Raw genomic sequence first — 17,086 nt, 5'->3', positions numbered from 1 at the left:
AAGAGGTAGTAAAAAACCAAAAGGGAGTCATTGTAGCCACGAATTGATGGGTCCATATTGGCGCGGTTCCGACCCCGGTCGGCACGTCACGCATACAACAATAATGGAGAAAAACCATGAGTTTCAGGCTATATGGCTGGGCGCTGCTGCTGCCCCTGGCCGCTCAGGCACAGGGCAACCCCGTCGCCCTGCTACAATCGACCCCCTTCTATCAGGAGGCCTGCCACTCCAGTGGAGAGCCCCTCGCGCTGGCCCCGTGCAACTACACCATGCTGGATCTGGCGGGGCGCACCCGGGAGGAGCGGCGAGCCCTCACCCGCCAGATAACCGGTCTGGGTTTTGACAGCCCTTATGTGCTGGTGCTCTATCCCCGTGAGGCCGCACGGCGCCAGATCTATCTGCTCGATACCCTGGATGAACCCTATCTCCTCGAGCTGCTCTATGATCGGCTCGACAGACCGGCGCCCAGGGCCCGCCGCATGGCCCGCTCGGCGGGCACCGAGGCAACCCCGCTGCACGAGGTCGCCATCATCAAGCACTTCCCCCTTGGCCGCGATGGCAAGGGCAGCGCGGATCTCAAGTACAAGGTGAGGATGTACAGCACCTCCCCCTACTACAGCCAGGGCAGCGATTCGGACAAGTATGTGGAGGTGTTACTCGAAGAGGGGGCCGGGATCACCTTCCTGCCCGAGAAGGAGCACGACTACCTGCATCGCACCTTCTCCTCGCGCAAGGACAACAGCAAAAACTTCGTCTATCGCCAGTACCTCGACAGTGTCCGCTCCCGGGTGAGCATCACGGCCCCTGCCAGGATGAACCGCTTGGTCCCGACCCAGCAGATGCAAGACAGCACCAGCTACCAGAAGGAGGAGAACACCACCGTCAAGGTGGGCTTCAGCAGCTTCCCCAAGATCCCCATCAAGGACATCTCGGTCGGCGTCAGCAGCAAGACCACCATAGAGGCCAAGACCTCCTACACCCTCAACGCCGCCAACGACGAGCGCTCTGCCTGGGTCGAGTACGCCAACAACCTCTATGGCTCGCGCGGCAGCAACAAGTACTGCGACCTCAACACCGCCAGCGGCTGGTGCTGGGACTACTACGCCCAGGGGGTCGCTCCATACGACTTCAACAAGATCCGTGACACCATCCCCACCGCCATGGCTGGCATGAAGCCCGAGTTCAAGGTGCAGATGCGGGCGCCCCGCGAGGCCAGTGGCCACTCCACCCTCACGGTGGAGACCGATATCCGGGGCATCGAGTTGCTGGCCCACAATCGCTGGATCATCGGTCGTCGCTGGGGAGCGGGTAACAAGCTGTGGCAGGACGATCAGAGCCGGGGAGCCAACGGGGAGTGGCGCACCGGTCAGGACTACCTGATCCAGCACTACCCAGTCCGCTTCGAGATGGACGTGGACTGGAGCAGCCCTCTCTTCCTCGGTGCCGACAGCGTCTACATCCAGTCCACCTATCTGAGCGAGCAGCAGGCCCACTGCCTCACCGTACGTTCGGGGCAACTCGGCTTCGAGCCCTGTCGGATCGGCGACCGCAGCCAGGCCTTCGTCTTCGATCAGATGAATCGCTACCGCAGTGTGGCCGACCTCGACCGCTGCCTCAGCAGCGAACAGGGGCTGGCACTGAGCAGCCGCTGTGACCAGCCCCTGCCCCCCAACGGGCAAAACTGGCGCTGGCAGCAGCCCGAGCTCTTTGGTAACGACGTCCTCTTCACCGGTCGCAGCGATGGACGCATCAACCTGCTCGACGCAGCAGGGCCCGGCATCCTGACTCAGGAGGCCAGCGCCCCCATTCCCAACACGGCGAGGTTCACCACCCAAAAACAGATCTGGTGATCATTCGGCCTCCACCCCCGTGGGTGGAGGCCCACCTCCTTGCATATTCATGGCATAAACTCCTGTCAATCCCCCCGATATTTCCCCGATGGATAGCCCGCCTGAAGCAATATCCTCATGGCCTTCATGCAATAGCGATGAATGATATTCCACCCCTGCCCGTCGCAGGCCAAAAATAGCCTGGCGCTAGCATATTTAACCGACCGTGAGAAGGGGGGGCGCAAGGGTTAAAAATATATATTCATGCAGATGAAGTGCATCGACAGCCCACATTATTCCTTTATTAACCCCCAGTTCACATCCCCTAACCGACGCCCGCCCACAGCACTGGCACACTCTGGAAGGTGATCGTTAAAAAAAGCGACATACGTTTCCTGTTACCCATGAAATGAATAGCATCGGGACGATTTTTCAGAGCATTGAGGCACCTCATAGAAATAGATTTTGGTTTTGCATCCGGTTTCTGACCGCTCCTAGAATCCCCCCTGTCTGAAACGATATCCCCTATCACCCCCCTATAACGGGCAGCACAGAGACACCGTTGAGCAATCAATGACTCCGATGACGGCCTCACAAGAATCGATAGGGAAACCCTGAACCTTATAATCCATAGCGAGGTCGACTCCCATGAGTGGCACTATTATCAAGGCGGCAAGAAATACCGACAAGGCTCCCCTGAACCTGGGTCCCTACACCCAGAGCGTGGCCTTCTCCCACTACAACAACATCTCGGCCCAGCTCCCGGTTGACCTGGCTACCGGCAAGCTGATCGAGGGAGATGTCCAGGCTCAGGCCAGGGCGTGCCTCACCCATATCAAGGCCATTGTCGAGAGCATCGGCCATGTGATGGACGATGTGGTCAAGATCACCCTGTTCCTGCGCGACATGGGGGATCTGGAGGCGGTGAACGCCGTCTACGGCGAGTTCTTCCCGGCCTATGTACCGACCCGCTCCGTGCTGGCCGTTGCCGCCCTGCCCCTGGGTGCCCGGGTACAGATGGACGCCATCATCTCCAACGGTGAAGGGACCCATCCCCAGGCCCCCTGCGCCCTGATCAAGCTGGCCCGCGACAGCGAGCAAGCCCCCAGGAGCGCCTTCTCCACCCAGACGGTGGCCTTCTCCCACTACAACAACGTGTCGGCCCAACTGCCGCTGGATCCGGTCTCCGGTCAACTGGTCGAAGGTGGCATCAAGGCCCAGGCAGCCCAGTGCCTGAAGAATATCAAGGCAATCCTTGAGAGCATCGACGTTCCCTTCGACGATATCGTGCGCGTCAACGTCTACCTCAAGAGCCTCGCCGATCTGGAGGCCGTCAACGAGGTCTACACCACCTTCTTCCCCGATTCAGGGATCGCCCGCGCCGCCGCTTATATGCCGGCTCGCTCCATCATCAGCGCCTCGGCCCTGCCCATGGATGCCCTGGTACAGATGGACGTGGTGGTCTCCCACGGGGATGGCACGCCGCCCCAACTGGTCGAGGATCGCCACGGCCTGGTGATCAGACCCCGCAACACGGATCTGGCGCCGCGCAGTGCCCTCTACACCCAGACTGTCGCCTTCTCTCACTACAACCACATCGCCGGCCAACTGCCCATCGACTCGGCCACCGGCAAGGTGCTGGCAGGGTGTGTCAGGGAGCAGGCCGGCCAGTGCCTGACCCAGCTCAAGGCGATCGTCGAGAGCATTGGTCATGTGATGGATGACATCGTCAAGATCAACATCCATCTGAAAAACATCGAGGATCTGGAGGCGGTCAACGCCATCTATACCCGCTACTTCCCCGACTACCTGCCGGCTCGCACCGTGATCGGCGTCGCCGAGCTGCCGGAAGGCGCCCTGATCCAGATGGATGCGGTGCTCTCCAACGCCGAGAGCACCCCGCCCCAGGCCTGATGATCCGGGATCACCCTGCAGAAACAAAAAAGAGCTCAAACGAGCTCTTTTTTTTCTGCCTGGCGCCTTACGCCTGCTGCAGGCTGGCCAGCATGTCGAGGGCCACCGCCTCGGCGACCTTGATGCCGTCGATCCCCGCCGAGAGAATGCCCCCCGCGTAACCGGCCCCTTCACCGGCCGGGTAGAAGCCCTTGAGGTTGATGCTCTGGTAATCCTTGCCGCGCTTGATGCAGACGGGCGAGGAGGTGCGGGTCTCAACCCCGGTCAGCAAGCCGTCTTCCGAGGCGAAGCCCTTGATCTGGCGATCGAAGGCGGGGATGGCCTCGCGGATCGCCTCGATGGCAAAGGCCGGCAGGGCCTTGGAGAGATCGGTCAGATGAATACCCGGGGTGAAGGAGGGCTGCACATCCCCCAGCTCGCCGGGTTTACGCCCCTTGAGGAAGTCGCCGATCTTCTGGGCCGGCGCGTCGTAGGTCTCGCCGCCGAGGACATAGGCGTTGGCCTCCAGCTCGCGCTGCAGACGAATGCCTGCCAGGGGATCCCCCGGGTAGTCCTGCTCCGGCGAGATGCCGACCACGATGGCGCTGTTGGCGTTGCGCTCGGCGCGCGAGTACTGGCTCATGCCGTTGGTCACCACGCGCCCCTCTTCCGAGGTGGCCGCCACGACGGTACCGCCCGGGCACATGCAGAAGCTGTAGACGGTGCGGCCATTCTTGCAGTGGTGCACCAGCTTGTAGTCCGCAGCCCCCAGGATGGGGTGGCCGGCGCTCGGTCCGAAGCGGGCGGCATCGATCATCGACTGCTTGTGCTCGATACGAAAACCGACCGAGAAGGGCTTGGCCTCCATGTAGACGCCGCGTTCGTAGAGCATCTCGAAGGTGTCGCGGGCGCTGTGGCCGACCGCGAGCACCACGTGGCGCGTCTTGATCTCCTCGCCATTGGAGAGGGTCACCCCGGTTATCTGCCCCTCTTCCATGTGGATGTCGTCAACCCGGGTGCTAAAGCGGATCTCGCCGCCCAGCTCGAGGATTTTCGCCCGCATCTTCTCGATCATGGTCACCAGCTTGAAGGTGCCGATGTGGGGCTTGCTCACATAGAGGATCTCCTCCGGGGCGCCCGCCTCGACGAACTCGGTGATCACCTTGCGGCCGTAGAAGTGGGGATCCTTGACCTGGCTGTAGAGCTTGCCATCGGAGAAGGTGCCCGCCCCGCCCTCGCCAAACTGCACGTTGGACTCGGGGTTCAGGGTGCGCTTGCGCCAGAAACCGAAGGTGTCCTTGGTGCGCTCACGCACCTCCTTGCCACGCTCGACGATGATGGGGTTAAAGCCCATCTGGGCCAGCACCAGACCGGCAAACAGGCCACAGGGACCGAAACCGATCACCAGGGGGCGCTCTTGCAGGTTGTCAGGGGCCTTGGCCACAAACTTGTAGGCCATGTCAGGGGTCTGGCGCACCTGTGGGTCGCTTTTGAACCTGGCCAGCAGCGGCTCGGGGTTGGCCACCTCCACATCCACGGTATAGATGAGCTGGATATTGCTCTTCTTGCGGGCATCGTAGCCACGTTTAAACAGGCTAAAGGAGAGCACCTGCCCGGCAGGAATGGCCAGCTTGGCGGCAATGGCGTCGAGTAGCGCCCCTTCCTCGTGATCGAGCGGCAGCTTAAGTTCGGTTAAACGTATCATGGGATGTCTCGTGGATAATGGGTGTCTTGGCCTAACCAGCACAGTGGCGGCTCACAATGGCGCGCATTTTACGAAAATTCCCCCCGCCTGTCATACGGTCGATCCATGTCCGAGGGGCGCAGGCGGCAGGGTGAGGGCACCGGGAGAGCTACACTTGCCAAGGCGCGGGTTGAATTTTAGCGGCCGCTCAGTATCATCCCCGTTCTCCATTTTTGCGTGTACTTCGCGTGTGCGCTGCGGCTAACCAGAATAGAGCGAAGAGTCATGGCGTTTGTCGTCACCGAGAACTGTATCCAGTGTAAATACACCGACTGTGTGGCGGTCTGCCCGGCCGACGCCTTCCATGAGGGACCGAACTTCATGGTGATCAACCCGGTCGAGTGCATCGACTGCGGTCTGTGTGTACCGGAATGCACGGCCCAGGCCATCTTCCAGGAAGACGAGCTGGTGGGTGACGATCGCCTCTTTATCGAACTCAACGCCGAGCTCTCGACGCTATGGCCCAACCTGACCGAGGTCAGGCCGGCGATGGATGAGGCCGAGCGCTGGGACGGGGTGCCGGGCAAGCTCGGCATGCTCAAGCAGTAAGTGCTGCGAGCTCACAAAAAAAGCGTCGGCAACACCGACGCTTTTTTTATCCCTGACTTCTTATCCCTGAGGCATCTCGTCAGCCATGCTGGCGGCGCATGTTATCGAGGATGATGCCGGTAGCCATGGCGACGTTGAGCGACTCGGCGCCGCCAAAGGCGGGAATGGTGATCTTGTCGGTCACACAGCGGGCGGCCTGCTCGCGAATGCCGTGGGATTCACTCCCCATCAGCAGGATCCCTTCGGCCTGGAAGGCGGTGCGATGGATGCTCTCCCCTTCCAGGAAGGCGCCATAGACCGGCAGACCCGCCTTGGCCAGATAGTCGGGCAAGTCGACCTGGCTCACCTGCACCCGACCAAAGCTGCCCATGGTGGCGCTGATGGTCTTGGGGTTGTAGGGATCGGCGCTGTCCTGGCTGGCGACGATATGCTGGATGCCATACCAGTCGGCCAGGCGAATGATGGTGCCGAGGTTGCCGGGATCGGAGACCCCGTCGAGGGCAATCATCAGCCCCCGGGCCTTGGGCACCGCCACCTCGGGAATGGCCACCACGGCGATCGCCGCATTGTTGCTGACCAGGGTGCTGGCCTTGGTGAGATCCTCAAGGTCGGCGTCGATGCACTCGTAGCGGCGCAAGGCCTGCCCGTGCAGGGCGAGAAACTCGGGGGTGGCGAAGATCTGTTTGACCACCAGGTCGCTGTTGGCCAGCTCCAGAACGTTCTTCTCACCCTGAACCAGAAAGAGGCCGAGCGCCTTGCGCTGTTTCTTCTGCCCTAACGCGCGCAGCAATTTGAGTTGGTTCTTCGAAATCATGGTGTCGTCCCGGATAAAAGCGCGCCGATTATAGAGCAAAGCCTTGGTGAACTAAAGGCGCCCCCCGGAGCCAGGGTCTTCTTGTGGAGCACAGATATTGACCCCGAGCTCGGGCTCGTCGAGCCAGAGATGCCGGAAGGAGCAATACCCCTGATGGTTGACCTGGATCCCGCGCAGACGCGGGTCGAAGATGACGTGCTCCTGCTGGCGAAAGAGAGGCAGATAACGGTACTGGCTGCAGAGCCGGGCCTCCTGTTGCAAGAAGAGAGCAAGCCGCTCTTGCGGCCGGCAGCGGGCGAGGTGTGAGCGCAAGGTCGCGGCCATCTGCCTGTGCGCCCCCTGACCCAGTGCCAAAGAAATACCCGAGCTGGAAATAAGCAGCTCGAAGAGACCCCACTCCCCCTCACTGTCGAGCACCTCGGCGAGCAGCACCAGATCGGCCCCGTCAAGCTCCCCCATCTCACTACCCGACTCGGGCAAGGGCAACCAGTCGCACTCGATGCCGAGCCGCTCCAGGCTCTGGGCCAACCAGCGGCGCTGTCGCCGGCAACGCTCGTTGTCGGGTGCCGCGATGCGCAGGGGGCTCCCCAGGGGTGTCCAGGTCGGCGGCTCGGGACAGAGAGGGGGCAGCATATGGCCGCCGGGAAAGATCGAATTGGCGGGCACCATCTCGTCGGCATGGTGCCGAGCCTGCTCCAGATAGTGCCAGAGGGCCTGACGCCGCGCCTCCGTCTGCCAGAGGGGGCTCAGGTGATGGAAAATGAGATAGAAACAGCCCGCCGTCTCGTGGATCTGGTTGACCGCATCCCCTTGCGGGTGCTGACTGGGATTGGTATGCAGCCAGAGATTGGGCTGCCGGCCCGAGGGAAGAAGATGCCAGATCTCGATCTGCTCCAGCTGTGGCAAGAGCCCCCAATGGTGCTCGTGACGATGCAGGATCAGGTGATGTTCACTGCGCTGGTGCAGCTGGAAGGGACCCGTGCCGAAGGGGGTGAAGCGCCCCACTGTGTCATGACTCCCCTCGCCGGCGATGATGCGGCTATGGGGATTGGCCAACAGCTGCAATAAAAAGGGATCGGGGTGGGCCAGACGCACTTCCACTTTTAACGGCGAGAGGGCCCGCACCTCAACGATATGCATATAGAGGGAGTAAAAGAGGCTCGCCGGATCCCTCAGCCGCTCGAGGGTACGGACCACATCTCCGGCTTCCAGAGTGGGGCCGTGGTGAAAGCGAACCCCGCTGCGCAGCCAAAAATGCCAGCAGAGCCCCTCTTCCCGCGCCTCCCAGTGGTGTGCCAGCGCAGGTTGAAGAGCGCCGTCGAGGGGAGAGACCTCGAGCAAGCCATCGTAGAGATGCTCGATAATATGCAGCGCACTGCTGCTACTGGTTCGGGCCGGATCCAGCTCGAGGATGGGGCAGGCCATGGGGATGATGATGCCGTCCACACAGCGGCGCCGCTGCACCATCTGGCCTAGCAACTGGCCAAAGTCGGCCCGGGCCCCAATCTCCTCGAGCAGGGCCATGGCCAGATCGAGCTGTCCCCTCTGGCACGCCGCTTCGGCCTCCTGCATCGTGAGTCGATGGTGGCTCTGCAGTAGCGCAATCCGTGACCGATGGCCGCGCCCCCGCCCCGGTGACCAGCGGATCCAGCCCGCCTCGATCAGAGAGCCCAGTACCAGCTGAATGTTGCGGCGGGAACAGCTAAAGGTCTGCGCCAACTCATCGAGGGTGATCTCCCCCTCTCCCAGGGGACCCAGTTTGTGCTCAAGCTGCAGCAGACGCCGTCTCTGACTCATGTTCCCCTCGTCGCGTTAAAGGCGTAGTTTCTTTTATCACCTCTTCAATTTTACTACACCTTTTTTCCGACCAAGATGCAGGCATCCCCATCCTGGAGTGCCATCATGAACGATCATATCTACCCCCACCGCCACTGGCTCAGACCCCGTCATCACCCCTGCCCAGTGGTAGAGACCGGCAGGCCTCCCCTGACACGCAGAGTGCTGGCAAGGCTCCTTGCTCTCTTCCTCAGGCGCCCCAGAGCCGTGGTTCCTGCCTGCTGCCGGCAGCGCCCTCTCTAGCTGGGGGTGCCAAGGCGCGCTGCCCTCGCCACCAGCTGCTCGGCCAGTCGATGGCTATGCAGGTAGGAGTCGACAAGCCCGGTGTCGGCGACCCCGCCATCGATCTGCCGATACCAGTGCTCGAGCATGGGGGCGAAGCCGCGCTGGGCCAGCACCGGCTGCCAGTCCCCCGGCTCCAGCCGCTGCACCACCCCGCCACGGGCCAGGGTGCCGCGGGTACAACTCTCAAGATGCAGCGAGAGATCCTCTCCATAGGCGCTGATGCGCTCCTCGGTGACCCCGGCACTGCGGTTCATGCTGCCGCCGATGGCGCGCCCGTCGCTCTCCCAACTGACGCTCACCGCGGCCAGCAGGTGTGGGTCCCGGGATGAGGTGCGCAGCACCGAATGAACCTCGCCTTGTGGCACGCCACCAAAGTGACAGAGGGCATCGAGCACATGGATAAAGTCGTCAAACACAAAATCTCGCGCGACGCCCGGCAAGGCGTGACGGTGCTTGTGCCAGTGCAGCTCGGTCAGTGGCTGGCAGCGCGCCGCCTCCATGGCCGGCAGATAACGACGATTAAAGCCGACAAACAGGGGACAGTTGCGGGCCAGGGCCAGCTCGCACAGACGCTCGGCCTGATCGGCGCTGTCACACAGGGGTTTGTCCACGAAGGTGGGGATCCCCGCACCCAGGGTGGCCCTCGCCAGCTCGTCGTGGACCCGGGTGGCGGCATGGATCATCACCGCATCGGGGCGGGCGGCCAGCAAGGTGTCCAGGTCGGTAAACAGCTCGGGGATACGATACTGCCGGCCGAGGTGTGCCAATGTCTCGGGATGACGGGTGCACAGCAGCGGGGTGACCCGGGCGTCGGCGGCGAGCAGGGGCAGGTAGGCCTTTTGGGCAATGTCGCCGAGGCCAATCATGGCAATGCGCATGGAAACTCCTTGATGCAGGTGACGGGGCAGCATAGCACGCCTCTGGCGAGCCAATCCCGTGCGCGGGATCACACTCCCACGGCTCTGAAAATGCCACAAATTTACAATTTCTCTTTTCCCTTCCCCTGCCGCTCATGGCCCATGCCAGCTCTTAAACGTCCTGGTGACAGGATGTAACTCATTGATTAATGTCGGCAACAAGCATCAACAGGAACCATAAGAGGCTATCACTATGGTTGCGACCTGGATCACAGCCACGGACAAATGACACAAAAATCCAGTTAACGACACGAATATGCGATTTTTTACCCCCCCCTGGCGCGAAATAATAGGCTCGAGAAAAACGATTCACGCGTACTGCACACGAGAGGGGAGAGCATCATGATCACCACATTGATCAACCGGCAGCTGATCTGTCTGGATCTGGCCGCCGGGAGCAAGGAAGAGGTCTTCACCGAGATGGCCCGCATGCTCAAGGAGCAGGGGAAAATTGGGGACGAGCAGCAGTTTGTCGCCGATCTCTGGGCTCGGGAAGAGCTCGATAACACCGGCTTCGAGGAGGGGATCGCCCTGCCCCACGCCAAGAGCGGCGCCGTCATCACGCCAGCCGTGGCCATCGGCATCAGCCGCCAGGGGATCGACTATGGCGCCGAAGATGGCCAGCCATCACGCCTCTTTTTCATGATCGCCTCCCCCGCCGGTGGGGCCAACCACCATATCGAGGTACTGGCCGAACTCTCATCCAAGCTCATCGAGCCGGGCTTTGTCGAGCGCCTGATGCAGGCCAAGGATGCGGACCAGGCCCTGGCCCTGCTGCTCGCCGAGAAGCAGGAGCAGGCCACCGGCAGCGCCGATCAGGGCTTTCTTATCGGGGTGACCGGCTGCCCCGCCGGCGTGGCCCACACCTATCTGGCGGCCGAGTGCCTGGAGAAGGCGGCAGCCGAGTTGGGATACGCCATCAAGGTGGAGACCAACGGCTCCATCGGGGTAAAGAATGCCCCCAGCACCGAGGAGATCGCCCGGGCGAGCGCCATCATAGTCGCCTGCGACAAGCAGGTGGATCTCGATCGCTTCGCCGGCAAGCCCCTGGTCAAGACCGGGGTCAAGGCCCCCATCAAGGATGGCAAGGGGCTGATCGAACAGGCGCTCAAGGCTCCCGCCCACGTGGCTGGCGGAACCAAGACGAGCGAGGAGAAGAGCAGCAGCGGCAGTTCGGATCTCTACCGCTATCTGATGAACGGTGTCTCCCATATGATTCCGTTTGTCGTGACGGGCGGTTTGCTTATCGCCTTGGCCCTGGCCATCGGCGGCGTGCCGACACCGGCGGGCATGCAGATCCCGGAAGGGAGCATGTGGAACCAGATCCTCAACGTGGGTGTGGCCGCCTTTACCCTGATGATCCCCATCTTGGCTGGCTATATCGCCTATGCCATCGGTGATCGTCCGGCCCTGGCGCCGGGCTTTATCGGCGGCTGGATCGCCAACAATGGCAGCTTCTACGGGGCCGATGCCGGTACCGGCTTTATCGGTGCCATCATCGCGGGCCTTCTGGTCGGCTACCTGGTGCGCTGGATTGCGACCCGCAGCTACCACAAGATGGTGCAGCCGCTGGTGCCGATCCTGATCGCCCCTATCGTCGGTTCACTCTTTATCGCCGCCGTCTTTATCTTCATCATCGGTGCCCCCATCGCCGACATGATGACCGGCCTCAACGCCCTGCTCCTCTCCATGAGTGGCGGTAGCCTGGTGCTGCTCGGCATCGTGCTCGGGGGCATGGCGGGCTTTGATATGGGTGGCCCGGTCAACAAGGTGGCCTTCCTCTTCTCCGTCGGCATGATTGCCTCCGGCCAGACCCAGTTTATGGGGGCCATGGCCTGCGCCATCCCGGTTGCGCCGCTCGGCATGGGCATCGCCACCGTACTCGGTCGCAAGCTCGGCATCTTCGACAAGAGCGAGATCGAGGCGGGCAAGGCGGCCGGCGCCATGGGCCTGGTCGGTATCTCGGAAGGGGCAATCCCGTTTGCCGCCCGCGACCCGCTGGCCGTCATTCCGGCCAACGTGCTGGGCAGCATGGTCGCCGCCGTCATGGCCTTCCTGTTTGGCATCACCAACAGCGTCGCCCACGGCGGCCCCATCGTGGCCCTGCTCGGAGCCATGAACAAGCCCCTGCTGGCCCTGCTCTGCATGGTGACCGGTGCCGTTATCACCGGCATCACGGCGGTAGCCCTGAAAAAGCTGCGCCTGAAAAAGAGCCAGGAGGTCGCGCTGGCCAAGGCCGCCTGATCGCACCATAAACGTGCCATAACGAAGAGGCCACCCCTGGGTGGCCTCTTCTCCTGTCACTTAGGCACGCAACAAAGAACGCCCTTGCTGCTGAGCCAGATTGACCAACTCGTCAAGCTGACCCTGAGTCTGAACCATGATGCCGTTTCGATGCTGGCGCATCTCACCCACCACATCTTCAACACTCAGAGCCCCATTGCGGGGGTCATTCATGGCCATGGTCCCAATCACCTGACCGGTGCGTCCTACCCCGGCGCGGCAATGGATAACCGGCAGTAACTTATTGTCGTCACCCACGGCCGAGCTACCAGCTCTGGTGTACATATCCTTCTTTTCCTGAGTGGTCTGTTCAAGAAGCCTCGCCAGGTTATCGCTAACGTCAGTCCCTACCGCTTGCTTATCCGGCCAATTGCTTACGTGTACCACGGGCACCACAATCCCCTTCTTACCGGAATTGGGCTGAGAGAGTGTCATATGGTAAACATCAGCCTGGATGCCTCGTCCCAAGTCGACGGAGTGGTGAAGAGCAGACTTCACCTTCATCTGGCCATATTGGCCATCCTGACGGAAGTAATCGGGCATCTTGTTACCCGGTGTGTCGATCTCGCTCGCGGAAGCCAACACCGCCAGCACCGGAGTCCGGTTATCAAACAGCATCTGCATGTGGCTCTCAAGTTGAGCCTGCAACGGATACTGACAGGCGATGGAACGATGGGCCCCGACCTGCACATAGTTGGCGTTGAGATCCTCGCGTACGGCAGTCGCCTTGTTGGCCTGAATGTCTCTGAAGCGATTCACCCCGCTCCCCTGCTGATAACGGTCAGGATCATTGCCCGGTGAGAGTTGATCCTGCAGCGCCTTGAGGCGGTCGCTGAGCTGTTGTTTCTGAGCGGAACCACAAGGATCTGCAGGCGGGGCCGCTACCAACCGCGGAGCAGTTCCCATCAGACGTTCATGCTGATGGGCCAGTGCGGGTCGGTCGGTCCGGACAGGCGCGCTACGCGGGGGAAGCGGGGGAGCCTCCTCACGACCTTGCTGACGCAGTGCCGCATCAAGCAGAATCTTGGCATCTTTCAGGGTGAGCTGATCGCTGTGCAATCCACGAAGTTGAACCCCCTTGCCATCATAATGCAGCTCAAAATTGCTCTGGGCATAGCGGCTTCCCTCAGTCAAACCACGCACCTCACCATCGTTAAGAGAGACATGCTGTAGATGTTTGAGCACCTCCTGGGCAAAAGCCCGCTCTGTCGGTCTGGCTCCGCTCGATACGGTTAGCCCCTGAAAAGAGCCCTCTTTATGGGCGGCAAGAGAATCGTTTTTGAATTTACCGGTCAGTTCACCATTGTTCTGAGCCAGCTGGGTGACCTTAGAGTGCAGGGCTTGAAGAGATAATGCCATATGAACCTCAGCTTATGTTGTCGAGCCGCGAGTATAAGAAGCTTTCCAAATCTCTCTTTTCAGTCATGGCCGGTTTTTTTTAGCCCTGCTACAAAATGGCGGAAAGCGATAAAACGACGACAGGGAGTGACAAAGGAGGGGGGGCTTTTTCGGTAGTTTGCTCCCACAAATCACAGGTAAAGAGACGCGAACATGAGCGAACGATTTAATGCCACCCTGGAGGCGCTGGGTAAGCAACTCGGGATCGAACTGATTGCCGAAGCGGGGATAGCCAGTCTGACCCTCGATGGTGAGCAGGTGATCCACCTTGCCCCCCTGGGTGAGGATCAATTGGCAATGTTTGCCCGAGTACAACCGCTGGAGAATGAGCAACAAGCGGTGACTCTGTTGCAGAGAAACCTCTTCTCGGAACATTGCAATCATCCCCGAGTCGGCCTGTCGCCAGACAATCATCTTATCGCTTGGAGCCAGCACGCCCTAAAAGATATGGATGGCGTAGCCCTCTACCAGGCCCTCAGTACCTTGCTGGCCTTCGCCGATGCCCTCGCTTCGACCACACCTGCAACAGAGCCGGTATCCCCTCCCGCCAGTGTCAGGGTCTGATTCCCGCGTTCCTGTATAAAAAGAGGAAGGCCACCTCAGGGTGGCCTTCTTCATGATTGAGGGATTAGACCCCCAGGCTGTCGCGCAGACTGTACCAGACGGCCCCCATGGCGGTGAGGGGGACTCGCAGCAGCCGCCCGCCGGGGAAGGGGTAATGGGGCAGGCGGGCGAAGGCATCGAAACGCTCGGCCTGACCGGCCAGGGCCTCGGCCAGCAGCTTGCCGGCCAGATGGGTGCAGGTGACCCCGTGGCCGCTGTAACCCTGCATGTAATAGATGTTGCTGCCAATGCGGCCAAACTGGGGCAGGCGCGACAGGGTCAGCAGGAAGTTACCGGTCCAGGTGTACTCCACCTTGACCCCGGCCAACTGGGGGAAGGTCTTGAGCAGCTTGGGCATGATAAGGCGCTCGATATCCGCCGGATCCCGTGCCCCATAGACCACGCCCCCCCCGTAGATGAGACGGTGATCCCCTGTGGTGCGATAGTAGTCGAGCAGATAGTTACAATCCTCGACACAGTAGTTTTGAGGCAGCAGCTCGCGTGCCCGCTCCTCACCCAACACCTCGGTGGCCACCACCTGGGTGCCACACGGCATCGATTTGGCGGCAAGCTCGGGCACCAGATTGCCCAGGTAGGCGTTGCCGGCCACCACCACGAAGCGGGCCTTCACCGTCCCCTGCCCGGTCTTCACCAACACCCGCTCCCCCGGCACTATATCGGTCACCGGAGATTGTTCGAAGATGCGGCCTCCCAGGCTGCGGATCGCCTCTGCCTCCCCCAGGGCCAGGTTGAGGGGATGGATGTGGCCTCCCCGCTTGTCGAGCAGGCCGCCCACGTAGCGCTCGGTCTGAACCACATCGCGGATCCCCTCTTTGTCGAGCAGCTCCATCTGATCGTTGCCCCAACGCCCCCAACGCTCCTTCTGGGCCTTGAGCTCGTGCAGTTGCTTCTCGGTATCGGCGGCAAACACCCCCCCCTGACGGAAGTCACACTGGATCTGATAGCGCTCGATCCGCTCACGGATGATATCTCCCCCCTCGAACAACATGTTCCCGAGCAGGCGAGCCTGCTCCGGTGGGCAGTTGCGCTCTATGGTGTCGATGTCGCGACTGTAGGAGTTGACTATCTGCCCCCCGTTGCGGCCGCTGGCCCCAAAGCCGATGCGTGCCGCCTCCAGCAGCACCACCTGATAACCCCGCTCGGCCAGGTGCAGGGCACTGGAGAGGCCGGTATAGCCTCCGCCCACCACACAGACATCGCACTCCTGATCACCGGTCAGGGTGGGCCAGGGCGCATGGGGGTTGGCACTGGCGGCGTAGAAGCTCTTCACATGTTCGGTCATATCCCTTGTCCTTGCGGGCCGAACCTGCGGCCCATGTTCGCTATATCCAACGGGCCGAATGTTCAGTATTCTGCACACCCTTGGCAGAGCACTACCCACTCAAGGCCCCCGAATAGGCTCATTTCTAGCATGGCGCCCCCCAAAATTTCAAATATATTTAACACTTGCAAAACATTTGCCGCCATCTTAAGGTCATATCATGCTCAATATTTTTGACAGTCGATGAAGGTGATCTATGACAGACACGACCAGGGACGGCGTGCGAAGTCCGTTCATGGAAGAGGCGGCCGCCTTCTTCCAGCAAAACCCCGATCTGCAATATATGGATATGTTGTTGCCTGACTTGAACGGCATACTCCGCGGCAAGCGCATTCCCATTGGTTCCCTGGAAAAGCTCGAGAAGGGTTGCTACTTCCCCGTCTCGGTGTTTGCCCTCGATATCAACGGCAATACGGTTGAAGAGGCGGGGCTTGGCCAGGACCTGGGCGAACCCGACCACCGCTGTATCCCCATTCCCGGCACCCTGATGCCGGCGGCGAGCGACCCGGAGCGGGTCGGGCAGATGTTGCTCACCATGCTCGACGACGACGAGAGTGCCCTCAATATCGAGCCGCGCAACATCCTCAAGCGCCAATGGGAGGCCCTCAAGGCCCAGGGCGTTCACCCGGTGGTGGCGGTGGAGCTGGAGTTCTATCTCATCGACCGGGAGCGGGATGAGGATGGACGCATCCAACCCCCCTGCTCGCCGGTGACCCAGCGCCGGGACATCGGTGCCCAGGTCTACTCGGTGGACAACCTCAACGACTTCGACGACTTCCTGCAGGAGGTCCACTCGGTGGCCGAGCAGCAGGGCTTGCCCCTCGACGGGGCCGTGGCCGAGGCGGCCCCGGGTCAGTTCGAGATCAACCTGCGCCATACCGATGACGTGCTGGCCGCCTGCGATCAGGCCCTGGCCCTCAAGCGCCTCATCCACGGGGTAGCCGAGCGCCACGAGATGGAGGCCACCTTTATGGCCAAGCCCTACCCGGATCAGGCGGGCAGCGGCATGCATATCCATATCAGCATCGTCGACAAACAGGGCAACAACCTCTTCTCCGACGCCGAAGGGGACGACTCGCCCCTGCTGCTCCATGCGGTGGCGGGCATGATAGACCTGCTCCCCTCTTCCATCGCCCTGCTCGCTCCCAACGTCAACTCCTACCGCCGTTTCCAGCCCGGCATGTATGTGCCCCTGCACGCCTCCTGGGGTCACAACAACCGCACCGTGGCCCTGCGCATCCCCTGCGGCGATCGCCAGGACAGGCGCATCGAGCATCGGGTGGCCGGCGCCGATGCCAACCCCTATCTGGTGGTGGCCACCGTGCTGGCGGCACTGCAACACGGCCTCGACAACCGGCTGCAACCTCCGCCTCCCGTGGTGGGCAACGGCCTCATCGTCGAGGGCGACAGCTTCCCCTTCCGCATGAGCGACGCCCTGACCGCCTTCGAGGAGTGCGATGTCCTCAAGCGCTATCTGGGGGAGGAGTTCTGCCACATCTATTACATCTGCAAGAATGACGAGCTGCTCCAGTTCGAGCGCCACGTCACCGAACTCGAGCTCAACTGGATTTTGAAAACAACCTGAGGTTTCCC

12 protein-coding genes are annotated in these 17,086 nt (G+C 61.4%); 6 read left to right on the top strand and 6 right to left on the bottom strand.

Going from position 1 to position 17,086, the window contains the following annotated elements:
• Window positions 1–116: 116 nt before the first annotated feature.
• Together BN1133_RS08090 and BN1133_RS08085 are read left to right on the top strand one after the other, a co-directional pair.
• On the top strand, window positions 117–1,850 hold the full coding sequence (locus tag BN1133_RS08090; RefSeq protein WP_050666038.1) for an RICIN domain-containing protein: 1,734 nt from the start codon (window positions 117–119) through the stop codon (window positions 1,848–1,850).
• Between the two features lie 627 nt (window positions 1,851–2,477).
• Window positions 2,478–3,743, top strand: a complete 1,266-nt coding sequence (locus tag BN1133_RS08085) for a RidA family protein (protein WP_050666037.1) — start codon at window positions 2,478–2,480, stop codon at window positions 3,741–3,743.
• A gap of 67 nt (window positions 3,744–3,810) precedes the next feature.
• Here BN1133_RS08085 and BN1133_RS08080 read toward each other — a convergent pair whose 3' ends face one another.
• Window positions 3,811–5,427 carry an NAD(P)/FAD-dependent oxidoreductase gene (locus BN1133_RS08080; protein WP_050666036.1) on the bottom strand — a complete coding sequence of 539 codons (1,617 nt, stop codon included), beginning with the start codon at window positions 5,425–5,427 and terminating at the stop codon, window positions 3,811–3,813.
• Between the two features lie 264 nt (window positions 5,428–5,691).
• Between BN1133_RS08080 and fdxA the strand changes: the two genes are divergently transcribed.
• Entirely contained in the window at window positions 5,692–6,015 is a 324-nt protein-coding gene (gene fdxA, locus BN1133_RS08075) for a ferredoxin FdxA (protein ID WP_050666035.1), read from the top strand.
• A gap of 79 nt (window positions 6,016–6,094) precedes the next feature.
• Here fdxA and BN1133_RS08070 read toward each other — a convergent pair whose 3' ends face one another.
• The 3 genes from BN1133_RS08070 to BN1133_RS08060 form a co-directional block, all read right to left on the bottom strand.
• Entirely contained in the window at window positions 6,095–6,829 is a 735-nt protein-coding gene (locus BN1133_RS08070; protein WP_050666034.1) for an RNA methyltransferase, read from the bottom strand.
• A 51-nt stretch (window positions 6,830–6,880) separates the two neighbouring features.
• Window positions 6,881–8,626 carry an ABC transporter substrate-binding protein gene (locus tag BN1133_RS08065; protein WP_050666033.1) on the bottom strand — a complete coding sequence of 582 codons (1,746 nt, stop codon included), beginning with the start codon at window positions 8,624–8,626 and terminating at the stop codon, window positions 6,881–6,883.
• Window positions 8,627–8,904: 278 nt separating this feature from the next.
• Window positions 8,905–9,828: a Gfo/Idh/MocA family protein gene (locus BN1133_RS08060; RefSeq protein ID WP_050666032.1), complete on the bottom strand. Its 924-nt coding sequence runs from the start codon at window positions 9,826–9,828 to the stop codon at window positions 8,905–8,907.
• A gap of 381 nt (window positions 9,829–10,209) precedes the next feature.
• On the opposite strand from BN1133_RS08060, the gene BN1133_RS08055 reads away from it, so the two are divergent.
• Entirely contained in the window at window positions 10,210–12,111 is a 1,902-nt protein-coding gene (locus tag BN1133_RS08055) for a PTS fructose transporter subunit IIABC (RefSeq protein WP_050666031.1), read from the top strand.
• A gap of 60 nt (window positions 12,112–12,171) precedes the next feature.
• Here BN1133_RS08055 and BN1133_RS08050 read toward each other — a convergent pair whose 3' ends face one another.
• Window positions 12,172–13,509 (bottom strand): protein-tyrosine phosphatase family protein, encoded by a 1,338-nt coding sequence (locus BN1133_RS08050; protein WP_050666030.1) that lies wholly within the window; start codon window positions 13,507–13,509, stop codon window positions 12,172–12,174.
• Between the two features lie 192 nt (window positions 13,510–13,701).
• Here BN1133_RS08050 and BN1133_RS08045 point away from each other — a divergent pair, with 192 nt between their 5' ends.
• On the top strand, window positions 13,702–14,112 hold the full coding sequence (locus tag BN1133_RS08045) for a CesT family type III secretion system chaperone (protein ID WP_050666029.1): 411 nt from the start codon (window positions 13,702–13,704) through the stop codon (window positions 14,110–14,112).
• 64 nt (window positions 14,113–14,176) lie between these two features.
• Here the strand turns inward: BN1133_RS08045 and BN1133_RS08040 are convergent, their stop codons facing one another.
• Window positions 14,177–15,454 (bottom strand): NAD(P)/FAD-dependent oxidoreductase, encoded by a 1,278-nt coding sequence (locus BN1133_RS08040; RefSeq protein ID WP_050666028.1) that lies wholly within the window; start codon window positions 15,452–15,454, stop codon window positions 14,177–14,179.
• Window positions 15,455–15,689: 235 nt separating this feature from the next.
• Here BN1133_RS08040 and BN1133_RS08035 point away from each other — a divergent pair, with 235 nt between their 5' ends.
• Entirely contained in the window at window positions 15,690–17,078 is a 1,389-nt protein-coding gene (locus BN1133_RS08035; RefSeq protein WP_050666027.1) for a glutamine synthetase family protein, read from the top strand.
• The last annotated feature ends 8 nt before the right edge of the window (window positions 17,079–17,086 follow it).

Origin of the sequence: Aeromonas schubertii (assembly GCF_000820105.1) — a bacterium.
GTDB classification, from domain to species: domain Bacteria; phylum Pseudomonadota; class Gammaproteobacteria; order Enterobacterales; family Aeromonadaceae; genus Aeromonas; species Aeromonas schubertii.
This window is presented reverse-complemented; position numbering and strand designations above follow the sequence as displayed.

Bases quoted from the DNA above. Each gene is read 5' to 3' on its own strand.
- BN1133_RS08090 (WP_050666038.1), top strand. From the start codon at position 117: ATGAGTTTCAGGCTATATGGCTGGGCGCTGCTGCTGCCCCTGGCCGCT.
- BN1133_RS08085 (WP_050666037.1), top strand. From the start codon at position 2,478: ATGAGTGGCACTATTATCAAGGCGGCAAGAAATACCGACAAGGCTCCC.
- BN1133_RS08080 (WP_050666036.1), bottom strand. From the start codon at position 5,427: ATGATACGTTTAACCGAACTTAAGCTGCCGCTCGATCACGAGGAAGGG.
- fdxA (WP_050666035.1), top strand. From the start codon at position 5,692: ATGGCGTTTGTCGTCACCGAGAACTGTATCCAGTGTAAATACACCGAC.
- BN1133_RS08070 (WP_050666034.1), bottom strand. From the start codon at position 6,829: ATGATTTCGAAGAACCAACTCAAATTGCTGCGCGCGTTAGGGCAGAAG.
- BN1133_RS08065 (WP_050666033.1), bottom strand. From the start codon at position 8,626: ATGAGTCAGAGACGGCGTCTGCTGCAGCTTGAGCACAAACTGGGTCCC.
- BN1133_RS08060 (WP_050666032.1), bottom strand. From the start codon at position 9,828: ATGCGCATTGCCATGATTGGCCTCGGCGACATTGCCCAAAAGGCCTAC.
- BN1133_RS08055 (WP_050666031.1), top strand. From the start codon at position 10,210: ATGATCACCACATTGATCAACCGGCAGCTGATCTGTCTGGATCTGGCC.
- BN1133_RS08050 (WP_050666030.1), bottom strand. From the start codon at position 13,509: ATGGCATTATCTCTTCAAGCCCTGCACTCTAAGGTCACCCAGCTGGCT.
- BN1133_RS08045 (WP_050666029.1), top strand. From the start codon at position 13,702: ATGAGCGAACGATTTAATGCCACCCTGGAGGCGCTGGGTAAGCAACTC.
- BN1133_RS08040 (WP_050666028.1), bottom strand. From the start codon at position 15,454: ATGACCGAACATGTGAAGAGCTTCTACGCCGCCAGTGCCAACCCCCAT.
- BN1133_RS08035 (WP_050666027.1), top strand. From the start codon at position 15,690: ATGACAGACACGACCAGGGACGGCGTGCGAAGTCCGTTCATGGAAGAG.